This window comes from Caulobacter radicis (genome assembly GCF_003094615.1).
Taxonomy (GTDB): Bacteria; Pseudomonadota; Alphaproteobacteria; order Caulobacterales; family Caulobacteraceae; genus Caulobacter; species Caulobacter radicis.
In genome coordinates this window covers 1-26,368 of record NZ_QDKO01000032.1, presented here as the reverse complement: position 1 = coordinate 26,368, position 26,368 = coordinate 1, and the positions used below count along the sequence as shown (strand labels likewise).

Here is a 26,368-nt window from a genome sequence, read left to right as displayed (position 1 = left end):
AGGATGAGGACCATTTCAGGCTCGGCGACAACATCGAAAACCTCACCCTGAGCTTGTCGAAGGGCGTGGTTTTCGCCCCCCTACCCCGCGAAGAAGCGCGCGAAGCCCTTGTCGGTGACCCTGGCCAGGGCGGCGCGGTACTCGTCATAGGCGGCCGCGTCCGGTCCGACGCGACCGAAGGCCGGCTGCTCCACGCGGCGCAGCGGCACGAAGGCGATGGGCGCGGCGGCCGGCGTCAGGTGGCTGCCCTGCCCCACCTGTAAGGTGGTCAGCATGCCGTACATCTCGCCGCCGATCGCCGGACGGCCCAGGATGATCAGCCGGAACTGACCCAACTCGTTGGTGATCAGGTAGGTGTGGCCCGACTGGTTCGACAGCGACACCGCCCCGCGCTGGGTGAACTCGGCGTCCTGGCGGGCGGCCTCGCGGAACACCAGGCTCGAGGCCGCGTCGTCCCAGACGATCTCGGTGCGATAGGCGTAGACGGCGGCCGGATCCTCGAACGACGGCCGCAGGGTCAGATACTCGCCCTCCAGCCAGGTCACGGCCGGACGCGAATAGGCGCCCAGGGCTTCGGGGGCCAGGCCGGTCACGGCGACGGGAGAGGCGGGCGCGGACGCGCGCAGCGGCTGCTCCAGGGCCTCCTCCAGCCGGATGGTCGTGGCCAGGGTGAACGGACGGCGGCCGCTCAGCGCCTTTTCCAGGGTCGAGATGCTGATCCGGGCCTTGTCCGCCAGTTGCTGGCGCGACATCCGGCGACGCGCCAGCGCCTCGCGCACGCACGCGGCGATGGCCAGGCTCTGCTCGTCCGGCAGCTCGGCTTCCGGCGCCAGGGTCATCGGCAAGGCCTCACGAATCCGCACATTTCCGCACAATGCGGCGCCGCTCCGGGCACGGCAAGCCCGCCTCCGGACAAGCTGCACGGATAGCTCACGAAGATTGCAAATCCCGCCGCTCGCGGCGGCGCCGGCGTGTGACGACAAGGGAGATCACCTGCTTTCGAGCCCCAAGGAGATCCCCCATGTCCGCTCAAGACGTCGGCGCGCCCAAGCCCCGCGTCGCCTCCGGCGCCCGTCCCGCCCGGTGGTTCCTCATCCTCTGCGAAGCCTTCGCCCTGGGGCTGCTGCTCCTGCTGGCCCTGGCCGGGACCGGCCGCGCCGAGGTCTCCGAGCCAGCTTCTGGCGGCCTCATCATGCGCGCCAAGGGCGGCGACCAGGTGGTCGAGGCCGTGCGCCTGGGAACCGACATCGACATGACCGTCAGCGGCCTGACCGTGCGCGGCCGCGTCACCCAGGCCTTTCGCAACGACACCGGCCGCTGGGTCGAGGCCGTCTACGTCTATCCCCTGCCCCAGGACGGCGCGGTCGACACCCTGAAGATGGTGGTCGGCAAGAAGGTGATCGTCGGCGAGATCAAGAAGCGCGCCGAGGCCCAGGCCATCTACGACGCCGCCAAGGCGCAGGGAAAGAAGGCGGCCCTGGTTGAGCAGAACCGCCCCAACATGTTCACCAACGCCGTCGCCAACGTCGCCCCCGGCGAGACGGTGCTGGTGCAGATCGAATACCAGGCCCCCATCGCCGTCTCGGCCGGCGAGTACTCGCTGCGCATGCCGCTGGTCGTGGCCCCGCGCTACGTCTCGCCCGGCACGGCGGCCACGCCCGAGAGCCGCGCGCCGATCGTCGACCCGAAGGTGGCCGGCGCGATCAACCCGGTCACCGTGACCGTGCACCTGCGCGCCGGCTTCCCGCTGGGCCAAGTGGCCAGCGCCACCCACGCCGTCGACGTCCGCGACGAGAAGGGCGGCAAGACCATCACCCTGTCCAAGGGCCAGACGCCGGCCGACCGCGACTTCGTCCTGACCTGGAAGCCCGTGCCGCTGGCCGCGCCCAGCGTCGCCCTGTTCCGCGAGAAGACCGCCGGCGCCCACTACGTGCTGGCCCAGGTCACTCCGCCGATCGCCGCCCGCGCCGGTCCGCCGCCGGCCCGCGACATCATCTTCGTCATCGACAATTCCGGCTCGATGGGCGGGGAATCGATGCGCCAGGCCAAGGCCGGCCTGCTGTACGGCCTGTCCAATCTCAAGAGTGGCGACCGCTTCAACGTCGTGCGCTTCGACGACACCCTGACCGTGCTGTTCGAGGGCGCGGTCGCGGCCGACGCCGCCAACCTTGGCCGCGCCCGCAAGTTCGTCTCGGCCCTGGAAGCCACCGGCGGCACCGAGATGGTCCCGGCCATGGCCGCGGCCCTGCGCGACGAAAGCGAACGTGACGACGGCCGCGTGCGCCAGGTGGTGTTCATGACCGACGGCGCCATCGGCGACGAGCAGGGCCTGTTCGACGCCATCACCGCCGGCCGCGGCCGCTCGAAGGTGTTCATGGTCGGCATCGGCTCGGCCCCCAACAGCCACCTGATGAGCCGCGCCGCCGAACTGGGCCGCGGGACCTTCACCCACATCGGCTCGACCGACGGGGTCGAGGAGGCCATGCGCGCCCTGTTCGACAAGCTGGAAAGCCCCGTGGCCACCAACCTCGTGGCCCGCTTCGAGGGCACGACCTCCGACGCCGCCCCGGCCGTGCTGCCCGACCTCTATCGCGGCGAGCCGGTCACCCTGGCCGCCCGGGTGGAGGACCTGGACGGCGTGCTGACGATCAGCGGCGTCATCGACGGCCGCCCCTGGCAGACCAGGATCCGCCTGCGCGACGCCCAGGCCGGCAAGGGAATCTCCAAGCTCTGGGCGCGCCGCAAGATCACCGACGCCGAGGTCGCCCGCAGCCTGGCCCAGATCACCGAGGACGAGGCCGACGCGCGGGTGCTGAAGCTGGGCCTCGACCATGGCTTGGTGACCAGCCAGACCAGCCTGGTGGCGGTCGACAAGAGCCCGCCCCGCCCCGCCGACGCCCCGCTGCTGCGCAGCGACCTGCCGCTGAACCTGCCGGCCGGCTGGGATTTCGACGCCCTGTTCAACCGCAAGGCCGCCGCCAGCGGGAACGGCGACGCTCCGACCGATCCCGAGCAGCAGATCGCCCAGCTGGACCTGCCGCAGACGGCCACCGAAGCGCCGATGCTGATCCTGACGGGCCTTGGCCTGATGAGCCTGGCGCTCGCCCTGGGCGCAGGCGGCTGGGTCCTGGGCCGGCGGAGGAACGCGGCGTGAGCCGGCTCGCGACCGTCATGGGAGCCGCCCGCCGGCGGCTCCCCTTCCTGCTTCCGGCCCTGGCGGCCGGGAGCCTTGGCCTGGTTCTTTGCGGTCAGGGCCTGTGGATCCACGCCAAGGCGGCCCTGGCCCAGGTGCTGCTGGAGCGGGCCTTCGACCAGAGCCTCCGCCAGGGCGGCGCCCCGGTTCGCCCTTGGAGTTGGGCCGACACCTGGCCAACGGCCCGCATCGTCTTCCCACGCCAGGGCGAGCGGGTCATCGCGCTCGACGGCGCCAGCGGCCAGGCCCTGGCCTTTGGTCCCGGCCATGTGGCGGGCACGCCCCAGGCCGGCGACCGGGGCACGGCCGTCTATGCCGCCCACCGCGACACCCACTTCGCGGTGCTGGCCAAGGTCAGGCCGGGCGACCCGATCCTGGTCGAGCGCGCCGACGGCAAGCTCGCCCGCTTCGAGGTGGTCGGCGCCCGGGTCGTGCGCTGGGACGCCTCGGGCGTGGATCCCCGCGCGCCTGGACGCGGCCTGGCCCTCGCCACCTGCTGGCCGCTGGACGCCAAGGCCCGCGGACCGATGCGCTACGTGGTGATGGCCAGGCCCGTGGAGACAAGCTTGACCTTGTCCGACCTACACGATCGCAAAGGTATGACCACCTTGACACGATAGGCCTTACCTCGTAGCCGTTCATTCCTGTGACCGCTACCAGTCGTATCGCCGCGCAACGGCGGACGGCGGCGGTCGAGACGAAAAGCGCGAAAAGCCACAAGCGCCAGGGGAGTGAATGATGTCGTCCAGCCACCGCACGCGCGGAATCCGCCAGGTCCTGATCGGGGCCACTTGCCTGACCACCGCCCTCGTCGCCCTGCCGGCCCTGGCCCAGACGGCGCCCGCGCCGCAGGCCGCCGAGCCCGACGCGGTCGAGGAGGTCGTCGTCACCGGCTATCGCAAGAGCCTGGCCGACGCGACCAACGCGAAACGGGAAAGCGTCGCCTTCACCGACTCCGTCTTCGCCGAGGACATCGGCAAGTTCCCCGACCTCAACATCGCCGAGTCCCTCAACCGCATCCCCGGCGTCCAGCTGACCCGCGAGATCAACGGCGAGGGGCTGAACGTCACCATCCGGGGCCTGGGCACCAACTTCACCAAGATCCTGCTGAACGGCTCGCAGATCGCGGTGGCCTCGTCGGGCCGCACCGACAGCCAGAACCAGAACCGCGAGGTCGACCTCGACCTCTTCCCCACCGAGCTCTTCACCCGGCTGGACGTGCACAAGACCCCGACGGCCGGCATGGTCGAGGGCGGCGTCGCCGGCGTGGTCAACATGCGCAGCGCCCGCCCCTTCGACTATAAGGGAGGCGGCCAGCTGATCTATTCGCTGCAGGCCGGCAAGAACAACCAGGCCGACGACATCAGCCCGCGCGGCTCGCTGATCGCCTCGAAGACCTGGGAGACCCCGATCGGCGACTTCGGCCTGCTGGGCGGCGTCGCCATCGCCCGCACCAAGAGCACCACCACCGGCTTCGAGAGCGTCGGCTGGTCGAACGCCAACATGACCTGCACCGGCTGCAACGTCACCGGCGGCAACAACTTCAACTGGGCCTCCACCGTGCCGGCCGGCGTCGCCTCCAACGGCCTGACGCCCGGCCAGACCATCGACAACGCCCTGCTGGCCGCGCTGAACCCCGGCACGACCCTGCAACAGCTGTCGGACGCCCAGCTGCCGCGCCTTGGCCGAGACTCCTGGTCGTCGGGCGAGCGCGACCGCGACTCCTACGTGCTGTCGGCCGAATGGCGCCCCAACGACCAGTTGAACGTCTATTTCGACACCCTCTATTCCAAGGGCAGCCGATCGTTCGAGCGCATCGACATGAACTGGGTGGTGCGCAACTCCAACTTCATGGTCCCGGTGGGCGTGAAGGTGAACGGCGAGGGCGTGGTCACCGAGGGCACGTTCCTGAACTCGCAGTTCTTCCTCGAGTACCGCCCCTACGAGGAGGACGTCGAGGTCCTGAACCTCAATCCCGGCTTCACCTGGCGACCCAACGACTGGATCAAGCTGGACGGCCAGGTGAACTGGAGCCGCAGCGTCTTCTTCCGCGAGGCGCCGACCGTGCTGTTCAACACCCCGTTGAACTCGGGCCTGAACGTCACCTACGCCAACGGCGGCGGCGACTATCCGTCGATCAAGGCCAACAAGGACCTCAACGATCCGGCGCTAGGCTGGGTGTGGGCCGGCGGCCGCGTCAACGTGCAGGCCGAAAAGCGCGTCACCCAGACCAAGGGCGCCCACTTCGACCTGACCCTGGGCGACGACAAGGGGACCAACTTCAAGTTCGGCGTGGCCTATGACGACGTCGGCCGCACGATCACCGCGCTCGACAACTCCGCCCGCTGGCAGGCCTTCACCTGCGGCGGCGGCGGGGTGACGCCGCAGAGCCCGGTTCCCGCCCCGGTCCCGGCCTGCGACGGCCGCGCCGGCTCGGCCATCCCGCAGGCCAACCTGGCCAGCTACATCAAGCAGGGTCCGCTGGGGTTCATCACCTTGGACAAGGACCGGTTCTTCGCCGACAGCAACTACCAGGCCTTCCTCGACAGCGCCCCGTTCTCGGCGGCGGCCGCCACCGGCGCGGCCTCGGGCCTGATCCGCGAGAAGACCACCGGCGCCTATGTCGAGGTCAACGGCGCGACCCAGGTGCTGGACCGCGACCTGCGCTTCAACCTGGGGGCCCGCTACTACTCGACCGACCAGACGATCGAGGGGCCGCAGACCGTCAACGGCGTGCTGTCGTTCCTGTCGCGGACCAGCAACTACGACGGCCTGCTGCCGTCGTTCAACGTCGCCTGGAACCTGCGCGAGGACCTGATCCTGCGCGCCTCGGCCTCGCGCACCGTCACCCGCCCCAACCCCAGCGCCATGCTGCCGGGCACCACCTTCGCCGATCCCTCGGCCCAGCAGGCCAACCAGGGCAATCCGAACCTGCAACCCTACACGTCCAACAACTTCGACATCGGCGGCGAGTGGTACACCGGCGGCGCCGGCTATATCGGCGTGGCCCTGTTCCGCAAGGAACTTACCGGCTTCACCGTCAACGGGACCAACACCATCCCGTTCAGCCAGCTGGGCGTGCCCTTCGACCAGCTGACCAACCTTCAGCAGCAGGCGATCAACAACCGCGGCGGCCCGGCCGCGGCGACGGTCACCGTGCAGCAGCAGATCAACGCCGACGGCGTGCTGACCATCCTGGGCCAGGAAGTCACCTGGGTGCAGCCGCTGGACTTCCTGATCGACGGCGCCGGCTTCACCGCCAACGCCACCCATGTGGAGCAGAACGCGCGCGGCAATGGCGCCCCGGCCCAGGCCGTAGGCATCTCGCCGTGGACCTACAACGTCACCGGCTACTACGAGAAGCACGGGGCCACGGTGCGGCTGTCCTACGTCTGGAACGACGCCCAGATCTCGTCGGGCCCCGGCCAGAACGGCATTCCGGTCGCCACCATCAACACCGACGCCCGCGGCCAGTGGGACCTGTCGGCCAGCTACCAGTTCGACAAGCTGCCGACCCAGCCGCGCGTCAGCCTCGACGTCATCAACATCACCGAGGAGGCCCAGCGCAGCCCGTTCCAGTGGGACAGCGCCGCCTACACCTACTACCAGCCCGGCCGCCAGATCATGCTCGGGATCCGCGGCAAGTTCTGACCACCTTCATACGTTTCGCGTGGCCGACCTTCCCAGCGCCATGCGGTTTTGGCGGCGCATCCTCCCCGGATGCGCCGCTTTTTTTGACCATCGTTCGCAAATACGCTCTAGGTTGCGGCCATGGACTTCGAGCCCGGCCCGCCCTCGGCAACGCCCACCGAACCGCCCGCCAAGCGCCGGGGCCCCGGCCGCCCGCGCGACCCCGAGGTGGAAAAGCGCCTCAAGCGCGCGGCGCTGGAGGTGCTGGCCCAGCACGGCATGTCGGGCCTGACCCTGGAGAAGATCTGCGACAAGGCCGGCGCCCCGCGCGCCACCTTCTATCGCCGCTGGGCCACGCCGATGCAGGCCGTGGGCGAGGCCTTCAACGAGGCCTTCCTGTTCGAGACCCTGCCCGACACCGGCGACGTCGTCGCCGACCTCGTGGCGCTGGGCCAGGCCATGCTCGACCTCTACAACGACCCCGTCGTCGGGCCGTGCATGAGCTTCCTGATCGCCGAGAGCCGCGTGCGGCCCGAGCTGTTCCAGAACGGCCAGGAGGACTTCCTGCGCCGCCGGGCCTACAACCGCCAGGTCGTCGAACGCGCCATCGCCCGCGGCGAGATCCCCGCCGACACCGACGCCGACCTGGTGATCGACACCCTCAGCGGCCTGGCCCTCAACAACCAGGCCACCCGCCGCCCGCTGACGCCGACCATGCTGGAGTTCGTGGTGAGGCGGCTGCTGGGGCTGTAGCCAAGACCCTCCCCCTGAAGGGGGAGGTGGCCCGAAGGGCCGGAGGGGGAAGTCCCTGCTGAATTCAGCAGCCCTATCCGCACCCGCAGTCACATCCCCCTCCGTCGGCTTCGCCGACACCTCCCCCTTCGGGGAGAGGGTCTCTACGCACGCTTGAAAACAAACCAACCAGACGGTATCTTACAAACCTCCCAGTCCGAGGTCCCCGCGTGTCCGTCCCCGCTTCCGCCTACGCCTTCCTCGCCGGCGCCATCGCCGCCGAGGTGGCCGGCACCACCTTCCTGCAGAAGTCCGAGCAGTTCACGAAACTGCTGCCCAGCCTGGCCACCGCCGGCCTCTACGCCCTGGCCTTCTTCCTGCTGTCGATCGCGCTCAAGCACATGCCGCTGGCCGTCGCCTACGCCATCTGGAGCGGGGTCGGGATCGTGCTGACCGCGATCATCGGCGCGGTGCTCTTCCGCCAGATGCTCGACCTGCCGGCGATGATCGGCATCGGCCTGATCGTCAGCGGCGTGGTCGTCGCCCAACTGTTCTCGCGCACCCTGGGGCACGGATGAACACCACCGCCTACAACCGCCCCAAGCAGCCCGAGCAGGTGCGCCGCGCCCTGCTGGACGCCGCCGTCGCCCTGGCCGAGGAGCAGGGCCTGGGCGGCATCACCGTCCAGGCGGTGGCCGACCGCGCCGGCGTCACCAAGGGCGGGCTGTTCCATCACTTCGGGAACAAGCAGGCCCTGATCGACGCCGTCTTCGACTTCATGCTCGAGCAGATGGAAGAGGCCCTGGACCGCCTGATGGCGCAGGACGAGGGCGGCCACGGATCGTTCACCCGCGCCTATGTGGTCTCGACCTTCGAGTGCTGCGACCAGGCGCTGAGCGGCCAGGCCCTGACCATCTCGATGGTCACCGACCCGGCCCTGCGCCGCCGCTGGCGCACCTGGATCGACGCGCGCCTCGTGCGCCACGCCGACACCGATTCCGACCCGCGCCTGCACGTCGTGCGCCTGGCCGCCGACGGCTACTGGTTCGCCCGCGTGCTGCACGACGGCGATCCTGGGACCGAGTCTCCCGACGCCTTGCAGACCCGCCTCATCGCCATGACCCGGGAGGCTTGAGGATGGGCTTCTTCCGCACCCACTGGGCGCTGCTGGCGAGCGAACCAGACGAGATGGCGCGATCCGCCCCTCTCCCAGAGGGAGAGGGAGGGGCCCAGGCGCCAGCCTGGGAGGGTGAGGGGTTAGGAGCCGAGGACGGCGCGCCGGAACACCGGCCGGCGGCGTAACCCCTCATCCTCCCACGCCTGCGCCCCCCCTTCTCCCTCTGGGAGAAGGCCGATCCGCATCAGAACAGCACGCCCTTCTCCAGCATGCCGTGCACGCCCTTCTCGCCGTTCACCGTCTGGGTCACCCGGAAGTCCACCGCCAGCGAGCAGAACTGGTAGGCCTGCACGCGGGTCAGGGCCGAGCGGGCGCAGATGAAGTCGATCATGCCGCGCAGGGCCTGCTTCATGGCCAGGTCCAGGTCCTCGTTGAAACCCATGACGATGTAGTGGGTCGGCGTCTCGGCCCGCGGCCAGGTCGCGACGCCGATGTCGGCCGCCTTGTGCAGGATGAAGCCGAAGGTCCCGGTCAGGCCCATCTCCAGGGCGTTGACGCAGACCTCGCCGTCGCCCTGGCGGCCGTGGCCGTCGCCGGCCGAGAAGTTGGCGCCCGGAACCCAGACCGGCAGGAACAGGGTCGCGCCGGCGCCCAGCTCCTTATTGTCCATGTTGCCGCCGTGCTCGCGCGGCTCGCGGCTGGACAGGCGCCCATACCTGGCCGGCGGGGCCACGCCCATGGTGCCGAAGAACGGGCGCAGCGGCAGCTGCGGCCCCCACTCCGGCTTGCAGACGCCGCGCGCCTTGTCGACGGCGATGTGGCTGACATAGCGGTCGGGGAAGTCCTCCGGGATCGTGCCGGCCAGCGGCCGCACCGCGCAGTAGCCCCAGTCGTTGTTGGGCTCCACCGCCTCGATGCGCACCTCCAGTGTGTCGCCCGGCTCGGCCCCGGCGATGGCCACGGGTCCGGTGAGAATGTGCGGCCCGATCCGGTCGATCCTGGCGTCGTGGATCGCCTGCAAGGCCGGCGGGATGGTCAGCCACGACTCCGGCCCCGGCATCACCTCGGGTCCGCCGGACACGCAGTCGAAGGTGACGCTGTCGCCCGGCTGGACGGTCAGGACCGGATCGAAGGCCGCGTCGAAGATGCCGAAGCGGACGGTTTGCGGGGTGGAGGCGAGGTGGTGGTGCATGGCGAAGCGGGGACCGAAGGCTTGAAACGGCCTCCAGTCTCCGGCCGCGCCGCCGCTGGAACGAAGCGCAGGCCTCCGCTCGCGCCCTGCTTTGCGAAACCTGCCTCCCGCCTGGGCGCCAACTGCACCAGCGTCGCGCATTCGGCAGGCGATCGGCTCAGCTTAAGCGCTTGAAAAACCCGTGCTGGCGGCGTTATCGTCAGCTGGCTATGAAGTATTCAATTACTTCCTAGCGTGAGTGACTTCCCATGTCGGGCGGCGATCTGTCGGCCTTCCAAAACCTCACCGACGCCAAGGTCGCCGCCTATCTGGATCGCCGCAGCGCCGAGCTTGGCCTGCCCGTTCCCGAAAGCTGCCGCGCCGGCGTCGCCGAGAACCTCGCCCTGCTGCGCGACCAGACCGCGCTGTTCGCGGGCCTGACCGATCCGGCCTCTCCGGTCGAGGCGTTCGAGCCATGAGCTTCGACACCATCCAGGACCTGGGCCGGGCCCAGCGCGAAGGCGAGGCCACCGCCCGCCAGATCGCGCAGCGCGCGCTCGCCGCCGCCCGGGCCGAACCGTTCAACGCCTTCACCGCCGTGTTCGAGGCCGAGGCCCTGGCCCAGGCCGACGCCGTGGACGCCGCCTTCGCCGCCGGCGTCGACCTGGGCCCGCTGGCCGGCGTGCCCTTCGCGGTCAAGAACCTGTTCGACGTGGCCGGCCACGTCACCCTGGCCGGCAGCAAGATCCGCCGCGACGCGAGCCCCGCTGTCGCCGACGCCACCGCCGTCGCCCGGCTGAAGGCGGCCGGCGCGGTGCTGGTCGGGGCGCTGAACATGGACGAGTTCGCCTACGGCTTCGTCACCGAGAACGCCCACGACGGCCCCACCCGCAATCCGCACGACCCGGCCCGCATCGCCGGCGGCTCGTCGGGCGGATCGGCCGCCGCCGTCTCCGGCGGCATCGTTCCCCTGACCCTGGGCTCGGACACCAACGGCTCGATCCGCATTCCCGCCGGCCTGTGCGGCGTGTTCGGCATGAAGCCCACCCTGGGCAGGCTGTCGCGGGCCGGGACCTTCCCCTTCGTCCATAGCCTGGACCATATCGGCCCGTTCGCGCGCACGGCCGCCGACCTCGCCGTCGCCTACGACGCCCTGCAGGGGCCCGACCCGCGCGACGAGCTGTCGCCGCCGGTCGCCGATCCGCTGTCGGGGCGCCTCGACGCCCTGGCCGATCGTCCCTTGCGCGTCGGCGTGCTAGGCGGCTGGTTCCAGCAAGGCGCCTTCCCCGAGGTGGTCGAGGCGCTGGAGATCGTCGCCGACGCCCTGCAGGCCCGCCGCGACGTCGAACTGCCCGGCGCCCAGGCCGCCCGCGCCGCCGCCTTCGCCATGAGCGCCTTGGAGGGCGGCCACCTGCACTTCGATGATCTGGCCGCCCGCGCCCTCGACTACGATCCGGCCGTTCGCGACCGCCTGCTGGCCGGCGCCCTGCTGCCGGGCGAAGTCGCCGACGCCGCCCGCCGCTATCGCCCCGTCTTCCGCGACGCGGCCCGCAGGCTGTTCGAAGACTTCGACCTGCTGCTCGCCCCCGTCGCGCCCTGCCCGGCCCCGCCGATCGGCCAGGCGACCATGGAACTGGCCGGCGCGCAGGTCTCGGTGCGCAAGACGCTGGGCGCCTACACCCAGCCGATCAGCTGTATCGGCCTGCCGGTGATCGCCGCGCCCGTGAACCGCCCCGGCAAGCCGCCTGTCGGCGTGCAGCTGATCGCGCCGACCTGGCGCGAGGACCTGGCCTTCGCCGCCGCCCTGCGCCTGGAGCGCGCCGGGGTGATCGCCGCCCATCGCCCTGCGGAGTTCAAGGCATGATCATCAACGACCCCGAGGCGCTGGCCGAAGTCACCGCCGCCGTCGACGCCTACGAGACCGCCCTGATGACCAACGACGTCGAGGCGCTGGACGGCTTCTTCCGTGACGCGCCGCAAACCGTCCGCTACGGCGTCGCCGAGAACCTCTACGGCTTCGAAGAGATCGCCGCCTTTCGAATCGGACGGACCGGCGGCTCGCCGCTGCGCGAGCGCCTGCGGACCGAAATCACCACTTTTGGGCGCGATTTCGCGATCGCCAACGTCGAATTCCTCAGAACCGGGGCAAAACAGCCCGGCCGCCAGAGCCAGACCTGGCTGCGCACCGAAAACGGCTGGAAAATCGTGTCCGCGCACGTCTCGCTGCTTCAGGGCGGCGCCGACCAACGCCTTGCACAGTAAGCGCCAGACGTTCCGACCAAGGACAATAAGTAAGTATGTCCTGACTTATGACCTAGTTTTGGGCGCCCTTGTCGCAGCGTGGTCAAATAGTGACAGCCCCAGAACAAACTTCACGGAGTCGATACCGAGTCGTCATCAAGCCTTTTGATTTCGGCGACGCCATTGTGCATTGCACCCCGCAACCGGCTCCTCCACCGGTGTTCGAAGGGGATTTCGACATGACCAATCAAGCCAAGCTGCGCTCGGGCGCCGCGTTCGGCGCTCTCCTGCTGGCCGCCGCCGTCGCGGCCCCGGCCTTCGCCCAGGACGCGGCCGTCGCCCTCGACGACGTGATCGTCACCGCACAGAAGCGCTCGGAAAACATCCAGGACGTGCCGGTCTCCGTCGCCGCCGTCTCGGGCGAGAAGCTGGCCTCGATCTTCGCCGCCGGCGAGGACGTGCTGGCCCTGTCGAGCCGCGTCCCCGGCCTCTACATCGAAAGCTCCAACGGCCGCGCCGCCCCGCGCTTCTACATCCGGGGCCTGGGCAACGCCGACTTCGACCTGGCCGCCTCGCAGCCGGTGTCGGTGATCATGGACGACGTCGTCCTCGAGAACGTCGTGCTCAAGAGCTCGCCGGTCTATGACGTCGAGCAGGTCGAAGTCCTGCGCGGCCCGCAAGGCACGCTGTTTGGCCGCAACACCACCGCCGGCATCGTCAAGTTCGACACGGTAAAGCCCAGCGAAGACTTCCGCGCCAACGGCGCGGCCACCTACGGCTCGTACGGCTCGGCCACCTTCGAAGGCGGCGTCGGCGGCGCCATCGTCCCGGGCAAGCTGGCCGTCCGCGCCTCGGCCCTGTACCAGCACCGCGACGACTACATCGACAACGCCTTCACCGGCGTGAAGGACGCGCTCGGCGGCTATGACGAAAAGGCCGCCCGCCTGCAGATCCTGGCCACCCCGACCGAGGACACCTCGATCCTGGCCATCGCCCACACCCGTTCGCTGGACGGCACCGCGGCGGTCTTCCGCGCCAACATCCTCACGGCCGGCAGCAACAAGATCAATTCGAACTTCGACCGCGACAAGGTCAGCTACAACGGCGGCGCCAACAACCCGCAGGAGTATGACTCGACCGGCGTCTCGCTGAAGATCGACCACGACTTCGGCGGCGTGAAGCTGACCTCGATCAGCGCCTACGAAACCGCCAAGGGCCGCAGCCGCGGCGACATCGACGGCGGCGTGGCCGGCGTCGGCCCGGGCTTCATCCCGTTCGACTCCGACACCCAGGACTCCATCGGCGACCTCGACCAGGTCACCCAGGAAATCCGCCTGGCCAGCGACACCGACGGCAAGCTGGCCTGGCAGGTCGGCGCCTACTACTTCAAGTCGGCCTTCACCGTCTCGACCAACCCGTTCTTCGTCGCCCCCAGCACCCTGGAGCACAAGAACACCTCGTGGGCCGTGTTCGGCCAAGGGACCTATCAGGTCACCGACGCCCTGAAGGTCACCGCCGGCGTGCGCTGGACCGACGACGACAAGGACATGGAAGTCCTGTCCTCGCCGTTCGGCGCCTCGGCCCCGGTGTCGGTCTCCGACAGCCAGGCCAGCTGGGACCTGTCGGCCTTCTACGCCGTCAACGACGACGTCAGCGTCTACGGCAAGGTGGCCCGCGGCTTCCGCGGCCCGTCGATCCAGGGCCGCGACATCGCCTTCGGCAGCCCGGCCTCGGTCGCGCAGTCGGAAACCATCCTGTCGTGGGAAGCCGGCGTCAAAAGCGAGCTGTTCGAACGTCGCGTCCGCCTGAACGGCGCGGTGTTCACCTACACCATCGACGACCCGCAGTTCAGCGCGGTCGGCGGCGGCAGCAACTCCAACCGCCTGATCAACGCCAAGAAGGGCGAGGCCTACGGCGTCGAACTCGACGGCGAGTGGAAGGTGACCTCGAACCTGCTGGTCACCGCCGGCTACAGCTACAGCCACACCAAGATCAAGGACTCGGGCCTGGCCGTGGCCGTCTGCGCCCAGTGCACCGTGACCGATCCGCTGAACACCGCCGGTCAGGCCCTGGTCAATGGCAACCCGTTCCCGAACGCGCCGGAATACATTCTGAACTTCGGCGCCCGCTACAACGTGCCGGTCGGCGCGAACGGCGAACTCTTCGCCGAAACCGACTGGTTCCGTCAGGGCTACACGAACCTCTTCCTCTACGAGAGCAAGGAGTTCAACAGCAAGGACACCTTCGAAGGCGGCCTGAAGCTGGGCTACGCCCGCACCGACGGCGCGTACGAAGTGGCCGTGTTCGCCCGCAACATCACCAACGAGGTGAACCTGCGCGGCGGCATCGACTTCAACAACCTGACCGGCTTCGTCAACGAGCCGCGCGTGGTCGGCATCTCGCTGAGCGCCCGCCGCTAAGCGAACGAAAGCTTGAAGCAAACGGCGGCCCGGGCGTTGAAAAACGCCCGGGCCGTTGTCGTTTTGACATGCCCGCGCCGCGTCGGGCGGCTAAGGTCGTCGGCTTTCCCGGCCTTCCGCCGGGCTCGCAGACAAGAAGACCGATGACGACCAAGATCATCTTCGACACCGATCCCGGCATCGACGACGCCATGGCCCTGCTGTTCATCGAGGCCAGCCCGGCGCTCGACCTGGTGGCCGTGACGACCGTGTTCGGCAACGCCGACATCGACACCACCACCCGCAACGCCCTCTATCTGAAGCAGCGCTTCGGCCTGACCGCCCCGATCTACAAGGGCACGGACAAGCCGCTCGTCCGCCCGCGCAACCCCTCGCCCACCTTCGTGCACGGCGAGAACGGCCTGGGCGACGTCGAGCTGACCGGCCTGGTCGCCGCCGAGCCGGAAGCCAAGCCGGCCCACCAGGCGATCATCGACCTGGCCCGCGCCAATCCCGGCGAAATCACCCTGGTGGCCGTCGGTCCGCTGACCAACCTGGCCCTGGCGCTGGAAGCCGATCCGGAAGTGGCGACCCTGCTCAAGGGCGTGGTGATCATGGGCGGCGCCTTCGCCGTCGCCGGCAAGCCGGGCAACGTCACGCCGGTGGCCGAAGCCAACATCTGGAACGACCCGGAAGCGGCCGACCGCGTCTTCACCGCCCCCTGGCACGTCGCCGTCATCGGCCTGGACGTCACCACCCAGGTGATCATGACGCCGGACTTCATGGAGGCCCTGGAAGCCTCGGCCGGTCCGGCGGGTGCGTTCCTCAACGCCATCTCCAAGCCCTATGCGGCCTTCTACGGCGGCCGCGACGGCATCGTCGGCTGCTGCGTCCACGACGCCGCCGCCGTGGCCTATGTCATCGACGAGACCCTGTTCGAAGTCCGCCGCGGCTCGGTCCGCGTGGTCACCGAAGGCATCGCGCTGGGCCAGACCCTGCAGAAGGTCGAAGGCGAACTCTTCGGCCCCTCGGCCTGGGACGATCAGCCGATCCACAGCGCCGCCATCGCCGTGGACGCCGAACGCCTGCTGGCGCTCTATGCGCGGACGATGAACGGGGTGGTGGGGTCGTAAGAAAAGAACCTCCCCCTCTGGGGGAGGCGACCGCGCAGCGGTCGGGGGGGAGTTCTTGGCGAGCTCGGCCAAGTCCGCGGAAGTTGACAACGTCCCCCCACCGTCGCCTTCGGCGACACCTCCCCCAGGGGGGGGAGGTTCCTTGAGACTGAAACATCCTGCGTCCTTCGAGGCTGGGCTTCGCCTCGCACCTCAGGATGAGGACATTCTCGAGCCTGCATCCTCATCGTGAGGCGCCCGCGCGAGCGGGCCTCGAAGGACGCATGGCCTCACCGCCGCCACCGCTCCACGCCCGCCAAGTACGTCCGCGCCACCACCCGGTCGTCGCCCAGCACGGTCAGCGCGAACAGCCTGTCCTCCAGCCCCTTCGCCGCCTTCAGCCGGCGCTCCAACAGCGGCGTCGCGGCCAGGTCCAGCACCAGGAAGTCGGCCTCCTTGCCGGGCGCCAGGTTGCCGATGCGGTCGTCGAGATCCAGCGCCCGCGCCCCACCCAGCGTGGCCAGGTACAGCGCGTGGAACGGATCCAGCGCCTGGCCGCGCAGCTGGCCCACCTTGTAGGCCTCGCCCAGGGTGTGGAGGATCGAGAAGGTCGTGCCGGCCCCGACATCGGTGCCGATGCCTACCTTCACCCCGTGCTGGCAGGCGGTCGGCAGCGGGAAGAGGCCCGAGCCCAGGAACAGGTTCGAGGTCGGGCAGAACGACACCGCCGCGTCCTTGGCCGCCAGCCGCTGGAACGCCTCGCCCTGCAAATGGACGCAGTGAGCGAACACCGAACGCTTCTGCACCAGGCCGAACCGTTCGTAGACGTCGAGGTAATCGCTCGCGCCGGGAAACAACTCGGCGGTCTCGACGATCTCGCGCGGGTTCTCCGACAGGTGGGTCTGCATCCAGACGCCGGGATTTTCCGCCAGCACCTGCCCGGCCATCTCCAGCTGAGCGTCGGTGCAGCTGATGGCGAAGCGCGGCGTGACCGCGTAGCCCAGCCGTCCCTTGCCGTGCCAGTCGGCGATCAGCGCCCGCATGTCGGCCCGCGCCCCCTCGACCGTGTCGGTCAGGCCCGGCGGGGCGTTGCGGTCCATCAGCGCCTTGCCGGCGATCAGCCGCATGTCGCGCGACAGCGCCTCGGCGAACAGGGCGTCGACCGATCCCTTGTGCACCGAGCCGAACACCAGGGCCGTAGTGGTGCCGTTGCGCAGCAGTTCGTCGACGAAGAAGCTCGCCGTCTCGCGGGCGTGGACAGGATCGGCGAAGGCCGCCTCGGCCGGGAAGGTGTGCTGCTCCAGCCAGTCGAGCAGCTGCGCGCCATGGGCGGCGATGATGTCGACCTGCGGGAAGTGGATGTGGGTGTCGATGAAGCCCGGCGTGATCCAGTGGCCGGTCAGGTCCTCGACCGGAACATCGGCATGGTCGGCCGCCAACGCCGCGTGGTCGCCGCACGCGACCACCCGTCCGTCGTCGACGACCAGCAGGCCGTCCTCGTGGAAGGCCACGGCCTTCCCGTTCTCCGTCGGATCCCCGGTCAGGTGGAGGATCGACGCCCTATACGCTTGCACGAAACCCCTCGTCGTTACTGGCCTGGGCGGCTTCCAGCCGCATCAAGAGGTCGGCGGCCACCGAGACGGCGATCACCTCGGGCGCCTTGCTCTTCAGCCCCGGCAGGCCGATCGGGCAGGTCAGGCGGTTCAGCGCCAATTCGGAAAAGCCGTCGTCGCGCAGCCGATGCATGAACCGCGCCCGCTTGGTCTTCGACCCGATCAGGCCGAGATAGGAAAAGCCGCCGCCGGCCAGCCCGGCCGAGGCCAGGGCGTAGTCCAGAGCATGGTCGTGGGTCAGGACCAGGCCGTAAGCCTGCGGCGTCGCGCCCATCGCCAGGGCGGCCAGCTCGGCCGGCTCGCGCACGACGACGCCGGGAATCTCCGCCGCCTCGGGCCGGCTGTCGTACCAGAACAGCTTGAACGGCAGCGGCGCGAAGGCCCGGGCGATCGCCTGGCCCACATGGCCGGCGCCGAACAGCAGCAGCGGCCGGCGGGGCGCCTCGCTGCGCTCGACCAGTTCATCGCCGAGGTCCGGGCGCGCGCCACGCGCGGCGGCCGGCGCCCCGCCCAGGCGGACGGCCGGCGGATCGGCGTCCAGGGCCGCGATCGGGGCGATGGTCTTGGTCAAGAGGCCCGGGTCGAAACGGGTGCGCAGCTCGAACGGCTGGTCGGCGTCCATCCGCCGCGCGGCCTCGGTCAGCCAGTCGCGGCTGGCGGCCTCGACCCGCTCGATCATCAGCCGCACCCGGCCGCCGCAGCACTGGGCCAGCAGCGGGCCCAGCGGATAGTCCTGGATCGCGAAGGCCGCCTGCGAGCCGGTCAGCATCCGCCGCGCCTGGCTGGTCGCCTGGTGCTCCAGATTGCCGCCGCCGATCGTGCCCGACTGGCCGCCCTCCCAGACCACCATCTTGGTCCCCGCCTCGCGCGGCGCCGAGCCTTCGGTGGCGAGCACTGTGACCAGGGCGGCATGGTCGTCGGCGTCGAGCCGCGACAGGGCCGCGCGGGCCCAGTTCTTGTGGGTGGCCAACAATTCAACCTCTCCCACAGGGAGAGGGAGGGGCCCACGCCGTCAGGCGTGGGAGGGTGAGGGGTTTCGACGGCGAGCGGTTTACCCCCTCACCCTCCCACCGCTGCGCGGCGGGCCCCTCCCTCTCCCCTTGGGAGAGGTTTGAAGAAGCGAAAGCGACCTCACCCACCAGCCCGCCTCCGCACGTCTTCCACCGCCATCAGCACCGCCTCCGGCGTCGCCGGCGCGTCGAGGTTCGGCATCACCCGATGATCCCCCACCGACGCCACCGCCCGGGTGATGGCGCTGAACACCGAGATCGCCAGCATCAGCGGCGGCTCGCCCACGGCCTTGGAGCGGTGGACGGTCGGCTCGGCGTTGCGGCCGGGCTCCCACAGCTTGACGTTCAGCACGCGCGGCCGGTCGCCCGCCGTCGGGATCTTGTAGGTCGAGGGGGCGTGGGTCTTCAGCACGCCCTTGGCGTCGTAGACCAGTTCTTCCGTCGTCAGCCAGCCCATGCCCTGGATGAAGCCGCCCTCGACCTGGCCAAGGTCGATGGCCGGGTTCAGCGAGCGGCCCACGTCGTGCAGGATGTCGGCGCGCAGCACCTTGGTCTCGCCGGTCAGGGTGTCGATGACCACCTCGCTGCAGGCCGCGCCATAGGCGAAATAGTAGAACGGCCGTCCGCGATGGGTCTTGCGGTCGTAGGCGATCTTGGGCGTGGCGTAGAAGCCGGTGGCCGACAGCGAGATTCGCGCCAGATAGGCCTGCCTGCAGAAGTCCGGGAAGCTCACCGTCTCGCCGCCGATCTTCACCCCCTCGGGCGTGAAGGCCACCTGCGAGGGATCCACGCCCCACTTCTCGGCGGCGAAGGCCGTCAGGCGCCCCTTCAACTTGCCCGCCGCGTCCAGCACCGCCATGCCGTTGAGGTCGGCCCCCGACGAGGCGGCCGTGGCCGAGGTGTTGGGCACCTTGTCGGTGGTGGTCGAGGTGATCTTCACGCGGTCGAGCGGAACCTGGAACGCCTCCGCCGCCACCTGGGCGACCTTGATATAGAGCCCCTGCCCCATCTCGGCGCCGCCGTGGTTCAGCATGATCGAACCGTCGGCATAGATGTGGATCAGCGCGCCGGCCTGGTTCAGGTGCGTGGTCGTGAACGACACCCCGAACTTCACCGGCGTCAGGGCCAGGCCCTTCTTGAGGATCGGATTGGCCGCGTTGAAGGCGTCCACCGCCTTCTGGCGGGCCTCGTAGTCGCAGGACCTGGCCAGTTCCTCGATCAGCTGCGGCGCGACGTTGTCTTCCACCACCTGGTAGTAGGGCGTCAGGTTATGGCTGCCGCCATAGAGGTTGCGGCGGCGCACCTCCAGCGGGTCGAGCCCGGCCGCCTGCGCCACCGCATCCATCACCCGTTCGATCGCCGCCATGCCCTGCGGACCGCCAAAGCCCCGGAAGGCGGTATTGGAGACGGTGTGGGTGCGCCAGCGGTGCGAGACGATCTCGACCGCCGGCAGGTAGTAGGCGTTGTCGGCGTGGAACATCGCCCGGTCGTTGATGGCCGGCGACAGATCCGTCGTCGCCCCGCAGCGCGAGGCCAGCTCCAGCCGGATCCCTTCCAGCCGCCCCTGATCGTCGAAGCCGACGTCGTAGCCGACCTCGAAGTCATGCCGCTTGCCGGTCATGACCATGTCCTCGTCGCGATCCGGGCGGCACTTGGCCGGACGGCCGGTCTTGACCGCGACCAGGGCGGCGGCCGCCGCGAACAGCGAGGCCTGGGTCTCCTTGCCGCCGAAGCCGCCGCCCATGCGGCGCACCTCCACCGTCACGGCGTGGTCGGGCCGGCCCAGCACGCGGGCGATCAGGTGCTGCACCTCGGTCGGATGCTGGGTGGAGCACCAGACGTGGACGTCGCCCTCCTCGCGTGGCGTGGCCAGCGAGGCCTGCCCCTCCAGATAGAAGTGGTCCTGGCCGCCGATCGCGAACTTGCCCTGGATACGGTTGGGCGCGGCCTCCAGCGCGGCGGCCGCATCGCCGCGCGCCATGCGCTGGCTGGCCTCAATCCTCAGGTCCAGCGCCTGGGCCTGTTCGATGGTGATCGCCGCCGGCAGGTCCTCGTATGCGACCACGGCCTTGGCCGCGGCGGCGCGGGCCGCGGCGATCGAGGTGGCGGCCACCGCGAACAGGCTCTGGCCCACGCAATAGACCTCGCCCGTCGCGAACAGCCGGTCGTCGTGGATCACGGGGCTGACGTCGTTCTCGCCGGGAATGTCATCGGCGGTCAGCACCCGCACCACGCCGGGCGAGGCGCGCACGGCCGACAGGTCCATCGACACGATCCGCGCATGGGCCCGGGTGCTCATGCCCAGGTGCACGTGCAGCATGCCGGCCGGCTCGGGCAGGTCGTCGACATAGATCGCCGTGCCCGTCACGTGGCGCAGGGCGCTGTCGTGCGGAACCGAGGCGTGCACGCCCTGGAACGGAGTGACTTTGACCGAAGCGCCTGAGTCAGCCATGGGCCGCCTCCGCCAGCACGCTGGTCGCCACGCCGGGCTCAGCGCTTTCGATGAAGGCGCGGAGCAGCAGGTTGCGCGCCGTCGTGGCGCGATAGGCGGCCGAGGCCCGCATGTCCGACAGCGGCGTATAGTCCTCGTCCAGCCTGGCGGCCGCCGCCTCGACGCTCTCGCGCGTCCAGGGCGAACCGATCAGCGCCGCCTCGCAGGCGTCGGCCCGCTTGGGGGTGCCGGCCATGCCGCCGAACGCCACGCGCGCCTCGATCACCACCCCGTCGACCACGGTGACGGCGAAGGCGGCGCAGACGGCCGAGATGTCCTGGTCGAAGCGCTTGGACAGCTTGTAGACCTTGAAGATCTGGCCCGCCGGACCGCGCGGCACGATCACCGCCTCGACGAACTCGCCCGGCTGGCGGTCCTGCTTGCCGTAGGCGATGAAGAAGTCCTCCAGCGGGATTTCGCGGACCTGCTCGCCCCGGCGCAGCACCAGCCGCGCGCCCAGCGCGATCAGGGCCGGGGGCATGTCGCCGATCGGCGAGCCGTTGGCGATGTTGCCGCCGATCGTGCCGCTGTTGCGCACCTGGGTCGAACCCAGCCGCCGCATCATGTCGGACAGGCCCGGATAGCGGGCGCTCAGGGTCTCGATGGCCTCGACATAGCGCACGCCCGCGCCGATCCGCAAAGCATCGCCCACCCGGCCGATGGTCTTCAGTTCCGGCACGCGGCCGATGTCGATCAGGGTCTGCGGCGGCTTTCTCAGCTTGGTGACCCACAGGCCGACGTCCGTGGCCCCGGCCACGAAGGCCGCGTCGGGATTGGCCTCGGCGGCGGCGGCCAGCTCGGCCAGGCTGCGCGGCGCCAGCCAGCGGCGGGTGACGCCGCGCACCGGATCCTCGTGGGCCAGGGTCAGCATGGCCTGGCGCTGGATCGCCTTCAGCGGCGCGGCCACGTCCGGCGCGGGCTCGCGCACCACCTCGCGGGCGGCGTCCAGGATCGGCCCATAGCCGGTGCAGCGGCAGAGGTTGCCCGCCAGCACGTCCTCGACCGGCGCCCCCGCCCCGCAGGCGCCGACGGCCCGGCCGTACAGCGACATGACGATGCCCGGCGTGCAGAAGCCGCATTGCGAGCCGTGCTTGTCGATCATCGCCTGCTGCACGGGATGCGGTCTGCCCGCGCATCCCGCCACGGTCTGGGTCGCCAGGCTCTCGACGGTCATCACCGCCTTGCCGTCCAGCATCGGCAGCAGCTGGATGCAGGCGTTGACGGCCCGCCAGTTCACCGGATCCAGGTCGTCGCCGGTGGTCAGTTCGCCCACCAGTACGCTGCACGAGCCGCAGTCGCCCTCGGCGCAGCCTTCCTTGGTCCCGGTCCGCCGCAGCGGTCCGCGCAGGTGCTCCAGCAGCGTGGTCGTCGGATCGACACCCGCCGCCTCCCGCACCTCGCCGTCCAGCAGAAAACGGATGGTCCCGCCCATCTCAGCTGCCTCGATAGGTGGAATAGCCGAACGGCGACATCAGCAGCGGCACGTGGTGGTGCTGGCCCGCGTCGGCCACGGAAAAGTCGATGGTCACCACGTCGAGGAACGGCGGGTCCGAGACCTTGGCCCCGCTGGCGGCGAAATAGGCGGCGACCTCGAATTCCAGGCGATAGCCGCCGACCTCCAGGGCCTCGCCCTCGACCAGCCGCGCACGGCCGTCGGCATCGGTGGTTGTCGCCAGCAGCAGCACCGGCGGCCCTTCGATCCGGCGCAAGACGCGCACCGCCACCCCTGCGGCCGGGCGGCCGGCGGCGGTGTCGAGGATATGGGTCGTCAGGCCGCTCATCGCTCTTGCTTCCTCGCGCCCTGCGGTGTGGTGGTCATCATACGCTCTTTCGCCTTCCCCCGAAGGCTGGAACCGCCCGCGCCGGCTGTCCAGCGTCGCCGACTTTCCGGCGCCGTCACCCGGCCGCTTCGCCCAGCCAAGCGGCGCCCCGCGCCCGCCGATTGAGCGTATATAAGTCTTTTATTACTTACCAGCGCTCGACCGCAGGTCGTCCACACGCCGCCCGACCGCAGCGCCAAGGCCGCAGAATCGCAAAAAATGGGCCCTGGACGCTGCGTAAGGTTGGAAATGCACGGCCAACCCCGGTAGCTACACGCCCAGACGGACCGCGAGCGCTCCCTCCCCCGAGACGAGCGCGAAAAGACGGCCCGCTTTCACAGCGCTGCGCAGAACACCCGCGAAGGATCGACGATGGACGAGGATTTCCGTAAAGCCGCCCTGGACTATCACCGGCTGCCGCGGCCCGGAAAACTGCAGATCGAGGCCACCAAGCGGATGGCCACCCAGCGCGACCTCGCCCTGGCCTATTCCCCCGGCGTCGCCGCCCCCTGCGTGGCCATCGCCGAGGATCCGGACCTGGCCCGCGACTACACCGCCCGCGGCAACCTGGTGGCCGTGATCTCCAACGGCACCGCCGTTCTGGGCCTGGGCGACATCGGTCCGCTGGCCTCCAAGCCGGTGATGGAAGGCAAGGCCGTCCTCTTCAAGAAGTTCGCCGGCATCGACGTCTTCGACATCGAGGTCGACGCCAAGGATCCCGACCGCTTCATCGAGGTGGTGGCCGCGCTCGAGCCCACCTTCGGCGGCATCAACCTGGAAGACATCAAGGCCCCGGAGTGCTTCGTCATCGAGCGCGCCCTGCGCGAGCGGATGAACATCCCGGTCTTCCACGACGACCAGCACGGCACCGCCATCGTCTGCGCCGCTGCCGTCCGCAACGCCCTGCTCGTCCAGGGCAAGCAGCTGAAGGACGTCAAGCTGGTCACCTCGGGCGCCGGCGCCGCCGCGCTGGCCTGCGTCGACCTGCTGGTGTCGATGGGCCTGCCGGTCGAGAACGTCACCCTCACCGACATCAAGGGCGTGGTCCACGCCGGCCGTGATCCGGACATGCCCGAGAACATGGCCCGCTACGCCCGTCCGACCGACGCGCGCACCCTGCCCGACGTGCTGCCGGGCGCCGACATCTTCCTGGGCCTGTCGGCCCCGCGCGTCTTCAAGCCCGAATGGCTGCCGCTGCTGGCCGAAAAGCCGCTGATCCTGGCCATGGCCAACCCGGACCCGGAGATCCTGCCCGAACTGGTGCAGGCCGCGCGGCCCGACGCCATCATGGCCACCGGCCGCAGCGACTATCCCAACCAGGTCAACAACGTCCTGTGCTTCCCGTTCATCTTCCGCGGCGCGCTCGACGTCGGCGCCTCGGAGATCAACGAGGCCATGAAGGTGGCGGCCGTCGAGGCCATCGCCGAGCTCGCCCGCGCGGAAGCCAGTGAAGTCGTCGCATCGGCCTATGGCGGCGCGGCGCCGATGTTCGGCGCCCAGTACATCATACCCAAGCCCTTCGACCCGCGCCTGATCCTGCAGATCGCCCCGGCCGTGGCCCGCGCGGCCATGGACAGCGGCGTCGCCACCCGGCCGATCGAGGACTTCGACGCCTACCGCGCCGAGCTGGAGCTGTTCGTCTACCGCTCGGGCCAGCTGATGCGTCCGGTGTTCGAGCGCGCCCGCAAGGCCACCAAGGCCGCCAAGGTCCGCGTCGCCTACGCCGAGGCCGAGGACGAGCGCGTCCTGCGCGCCGTGCAGACCGTGGTCGACGACGGCCTGGCCGCGCCAGTGCTGATCGGCCGCCGTGACGTCATCAAGGCCAAGGTCGCCGAGATGGGCCTACGCCTGGACCTGGGCGGCTCGGTCGAGATCCTCGACCCGCTGGCCGACCACGCGGTGTTCGAGCCGATCGTCGGCCAGTACCAGAACCTCGTCGGCCGCCGCGGCGTGCCGCCCCTGGCCGCCAAGCGCCGCGTCGAGGGCCGTCGCACGGTGGCCGCCTCGATGCTGCTGCAGACCGGCCAGGTCGACGCGGCCCTGGTGGGCGGCAGCGGCGACTGGTGGCAGCACATGACCTACGTGCTGCCGATCATCCCCAAGCGCGAGAACGTCGGCCGGGTCTACGCCATGTCGTCGCTGATCCTCGACAACGGCACGCTGTTCTTCTGCGACACCCACGTCAATGTCGAGCCGACCGCCGAGCAGATCGCCGAGATGACCATGCTCGCCGCCGAGTCGGTGCGTCGCTTCGGCCTGACGCCGAAAGCCGCGCTGCTGTCGCACTCCTCGTTCGGGGCCAGCAACTCGCCGACCGCCCGCAAGATGCGCGAGGCCCTGTCGATGGTGCGCGCCGCCGCGCCGGAGCTCGAGGTCGACGGCGAGATGCACGCCGACGCCGCCCTCTCCCAGGCTCTGCGCGACCGCCTGGTCGGCGACAGCACCCTGAAGGGCTCGGCCAACCTCCTGGTCATGCCGACCCTGGACGCGGCCAATATCAGCCTGACCCTGCTGACGGCCGCCACCGAGGCCCTGCTGGTCGGCCCGATCCTGCTGGGCATGAGCCGGCCGGTGCACGTGCTGACGCCCAGCGTCACCGCCCGCGGCATCGTCAACATGACGGCTCTCGCCGTGAACCAGGCCGCCGCCGAGCGCGCCGCGGCGCAAGGGCTCTGATCCCCTCCCCCGGCGGCCTTGGTCGCCGGGGGACTTCGGAACGCGAAAAGGCCCCGCCGGAGCCTCCAGCCATCGCGAGATGACGGAGGCCCCAGCGGGGCCTTCTTGCATTCAGGCTTCAGGCGTCGACCGCGTGGATCGATGCCGATCGAAGCTTAGAGGATGCGCAGGTTGCCGGCCGAGGTCTTGCCCGAGCGGCGGTCCTGCTCGAGCTCGTAGCCGACTTGCTGGCCTTCGTTCAGGCCGCGCAGGCCGGCGCGCTCGACGGCCGAGATGTGCACGAAGATGTCGCCGCCGCCGTTGTCCGGCTGGATGAAGCCGAAGCCCTTGGTGCTGTTGAACCACTTCACGACGCCCGTACCGGCTTCGCCGGTGCCGCCACCGCCGCCGCCACCGTAGCCGCCGCCACGCGGGGCGTCGAAGCTGCGTTGCGGACGACGCGGAGCGCCGCCGGCCGGAGCGGCCCCGTGGCCGGTCACACGCAGGTTGCCGGCCGAGGTCTTGCCCGAGCGGCGGTCCTCTTCCAGCTCATAAGCCACTTGATCGCCTTCGTTCAGGCCCGACAGGCCCGAACGTTCAACCGCGGCGATGTGGACGAACACGTCCTGGCCGCCGTCCTCGGGCTGAATGAAGCCAAAGCCCTTGGCCGGGTTGAACCACTTAACGACACCGTTCGCCATCTTATCCTCAAAACCTCAATCGACGGGCCAATTGCCGGCCCGCGTCCTTCCACAGCAACTCATGACGCAAAACTGCGGCACGCGCTATGGCCTTTGCACGGAGAATATCGACGGGAAGCGGCTGCTGGCCATAAAAATTCGCGCGCGGAGGCCCGCCTGTCGCCAAAATACCACTATGAGTGGTAAATGCGGGCGTGAAAAAAGGCCGATACGGACCGTATCGACCTTGCGTGCGCCTGCGGAAGATTTGGGTGCGGGGACAGGATTTGAACCTGTGACCTTCAGGTTATGAGCCTGACGAGCTACCGGGCTGCTCCACCCCGCGGCAGGGGTATAATCGTGAGTAGGGTTCTGGACTTTGCTATCTTTGCTGGATGCATCCTTTTAGCGGACCTGGCGGCGACCTACTCTCCCGCGCCTTGAGACGAAGTACCATTGGCCCAGGGGGACTTAACGACCGAGTTCGGAATGGGATCGGGTGGG

20 protein-coding genes, 1 tRNA gene, 1 rRNA gene and 1 pseudogene are annotated in these 26,368 nt (G+C 69.7%); 12 read left to right on the top strand and 11 right to left on the bottom strand.

Annotated features, from left to right (window positions below; all coding sequences use genetic code 11):
• Window positions 1-80 precede the first annotated feature (80 nt).
• Entirely contained in the window at window positions 81-839 is a 759-nt protein-coding gene (locus tag DDF62_RS17880; RefSeq protein ID WP_116490358.1) for a transcriptional regulator, read from the bottom strand.
• Between the two features lie 182 nt (window positions 840-1,021).
• On the opposite strand from DDF62_RS17880, the gene DDF62_RS17875 reads away from it, so the two are divergent.
• From DDF62_RS17875 to DDF62_RS17850, 6 genes are all read left to right on the top strand, one after another.
• Window positions 1,022-3,154 (top strand): marine proteobacterial sortase target protein, encoded by a 2,133-nt coding sequence (locus tag DDF62_RS17875; protein ID WP_116490357.1) that lies wholly within the window; start codon window positions 1,022-1,024, stop codon window positions 3,152-3,154.
• Window positions 3,151-3,813, top strand: coding sequence for a class GN sortase (locus tag DDF62_RS17870; protein WP_208866895.1), 663 nt, complete (start codon window positions 3,151-3,153; stop codon window positions 3,811-3,813). Before DDF62_RS17875 ends, DDF62_RS17870 begins: the two co-directional genes overlap by 4 nt.
• A 118-nt stretch (window positions 3,814-3,931) precedes the next feature.
• Window positions 3,932-6,844 carry a TonB-dependent receptor gene (locus DDF62_RS17865; RefSeq protein ID WP_116490652.1) on the top strand — a complete coding sequence of 971 codons (2,913 nt, stop codon included), beginning with the start codon at window positions 3,932-3,934 and terminating at the stop codon, window positions 6,842-6,844.
• Between the two features lie 120 nt (window positions 6,845-6,964).
• Window positions 6,965-7,576, top strand: a complete 612-nt coding sequence (locus tag DDF62_RS17860) for a TetR/AcrR family transcriptional regulator (RefSeq protein ID WP_116490356.1) — start codon at window positions 6,965-6,967, stop codon at window positions 7,574-7,576.
• Window positions 7,577-7,785: 209 nt separating this feature from the next.
• Window positions 7,786-8,133, top strand: coding sequence for a DMT family transporter (locus tag DDF62_RS17855; protein ID WP_116490355.1), 348 nt, complete (start codon window positions 7,786-7,788; stop codon window positions 8,131-8,133).
• Window positions 8,130-8,690, top strand: a complete 561-nt coding sequence (locus DDF62_RS17850) for a TetR/AcrR family transcriptional regulator (protein WP_116490354.1) — start codon at window positions 8,130-8,132, stop codon at window positions 8,688-8,690. The genes DDF62_RS17855 and DDF62_RS17850 overlap by 4 nt, the downstream gene beginning before the upstream one ends.
• A gap of 226 nt (window positions 8,691-8,916) precedes the next feature.
• Here the strand turns inward: DDF62_RS17850 and DDF62_RS17845 are convergent, their stop codons facing one another.
• Window positions 8,917-9,864 carry an acetamidase/formamidase family protein gene (locus tag DDF62_RS17845; RefSeq protein ID WP_116490353.1) on the bottom strand — a complete coding sequence of 316 codons (948 nt, stop codon included), beginning with the start codon at window positions 9,862-9,864 and terminating at the stop codon, window positions 8,917-8,919.
• A 248-nt stretch (window positions 9,865-10,112) separates the two neighbouring features.
• Between DDF62_RS17845 and DDF62_RS17840 the strand changes: the two genes are divergently transcribed.
• The 5 genes from DDF62_RS17840 (at window position 10,113) to DDF62_RS17820 (ending at window position 15,616) form a co-directional block, all read left to right on the top strand.
• Complete coding sequence (locus DDF62_RS17840) at window positions 10,113-10,322, top strand: AtzG-like protein (protein ID WP_116490352.1); 210 nt, start codon at window positions 10,113-10,115, stop codon at window positions 10,320-10,322.
• Window positions 10,319-11,707: an AtzE family amidohydrolase gene (locus DDF62_RS17835; RefSeq protein WP_116490351.1), complete on the top strand. Its 1,389-nt coding sequence runs from the start codon at window positions 10,319-10,321 to the stop codon at window positions 11,705-11,707. The genes DDF62_RS17840 and DDF62_RS17835 overlap by 4 nt, the downstream gene beginning before the upstream one ends.
• Window positions 11,704-12,105 carry an oxalurate catabolism protein HpxZ gene (gene hpxZ, locus DDF62_RS17830; RefSeq protein WP_116490350.1) on the top strand — a complete coding sequence of 134 codons (402 nt, stop codon included), beginning with the start codon at window positions 11,704-11,706 and terminating at the stop codon, window positions 12,103-12,105. Before DDF62_RS17835 ends, hpxZ begins: the two co-directional genes overlap by 4 nt.
• 218 nt (window positions 12,106-12,323) lie before the next feature.
• A complete protein-coding gene (locus DDF62_RS17825; protein ID WP_116490349.1) occupies window positions 12,324-14,504 on the top strand; it encodes a TonB-dependent receptor in 2,181 nt (726 codons plus the stop codon).
• A 143-nt stretch (window positions 14,505-14,647) separates the two neighbouring features.
• Window positions 14,648-15,616 carry a nucleoside hydrolase gene (locus tag DDF62_RS17820; RefSeq protein ID WP_116490348.1) on the top strand — a complete coding sequence of 323 codons (969 nt, stop codon included), beginning with the start codon at window positions 14,648-14,650 and terminating at the stop codon, window positions 15,614-15,616.
• A 269-nt stretch (window positions 15,617-15,885) separates the two neighbouring features.
• On the opposite strand, the gene guaD is transcribed toward DDF62_RS17820, so the two are convergent.
• The 5 genes from guaD to uraH all read right to left on the bottom strand — a co-directional run bounded on the left by guaD (window position 15,886) and on the right by uraH (window position 22,490).
• A complete protein-coding gene (gene guaD / locus DDF62_RS17815; RefSeq protein WP_116490347.1) occupies window positions 15,886-17,169 on the bottom strand; it encodes a guanine deaminase in 1,284 nt (427 codons plus the stop codon).
• Complete coding sequence (gene xdhC, locus DDF62_RS17810) at window positions 17,156-18,178, bottom strand: xanthine dehydrogenase accessory protein XdhC (protein ID WP_116490651.1); 1,023 nt, start codon at window positions 18,176-18,178, stop codon at window positions 17,156-17,158. The genes guaD and xdhC overlap by 14 nt, the downstream gene beginning before the upstream one ends.
• 161 nt (window positions 18,179-18,339) lie before the next feature.
• Complete coding sequence (xdhB, locus tag DDF62_RS17805; protein ID WP_116490346.1) at window positions 18,340-20,670, bottom strand: xanthine dehydrogenase molybdopterin binding subunit; 2,331 nt, start codon at window positions 20,668-20,670, stop codon at window positions 18,340-18,342.
• Window positions 20,663-22,141: a xanthine dehydrogenase small subunit gene (gene xdhA / locus DDF62_RS17800; RefSeq protein WP_116490345.1), complete on the bottom strand. Its 1,479-nt coding sequence runs from the start codon at window positions 22,139-22,141 to the stop codon at window positions 20,663-20,665. The genes xdhB and xdhA overlap by 8 nt, the downstream gene beginning before the upstream one ends.
• 1 nt (window position 22,142) lies before the next feature.
• Window positions 22,143-22,490 carry a hydroxyisourate hydrolase gene (uraH, locus tag DDF62_RS17795; RefSeq protein WP_116490344.1) on the bottom strand — a complete coding sequence of 116 codons (348 nt, stop codon included), beginning with the start codon at window positions 22,488-22,490 and terminating at the stop codon, window positions 22,143-22,145.
• 411 nt (window positions 22,491-22,901) lie between these two features.
• Here uraH and DDF62_RS17790 point away from each other — a divergent pair, with 411 nt between their 5' ends.
• Window positions 22,902-25,205: an NADP-dependent malic enzyme gene (locus DDF62_RS17790; protein ID WP_116490343.1), complete on the top strand. Its 2,304-nt coding sequence runs from the start codon at window positions 22,902-22,904 to the stop codon at window positions 25,203-25,205.
• 155 nt (window positions 25,206-25,360) lie between these two features.
• Here the strand turns inward: DDF62_RS17790 and DDF62_RS26285 are convergent, their stop codons facing one another.
• The 4 genes and pseudogenes from DDF62_RS26285 to rrf form a co-directional block, all read right to left on the bottom strand.
• Window positions 25,361-25,555, bottom strand: a complete 195-nt coding sequence (locus tag DDF62_RS26285; protein WP_233245359.1) for a cold-shock protein — start codon at window positions 25,553-25,555, stop codon at window positions 25,361-25,363.
• Window positions 25,556-25,681: 126 nt separating this feature from the next.
• Window positions 25,682-25,885, bottom strand: a pseudogene (locus tag DDF62_RS26280) (cold-shock protein); the annotation flags it as partial.
• A 248-nt stretch (window positions 25,886-26,133) separates the two neighbouring features.
• A tRNA-Met gene (locus DDF62_RS17780) sits at window positions 26,134-26,210 on the bottom strand.
• Window positions 26,211-26,276: 66 nt separating this feature from the next.
• Window positions 26,277-26,368: ribosomal RNA gene (rrf, locus tag DDF62_RS17775) — 5S ribosomal RNA — on the bottom strand; the annotation flags it as partial.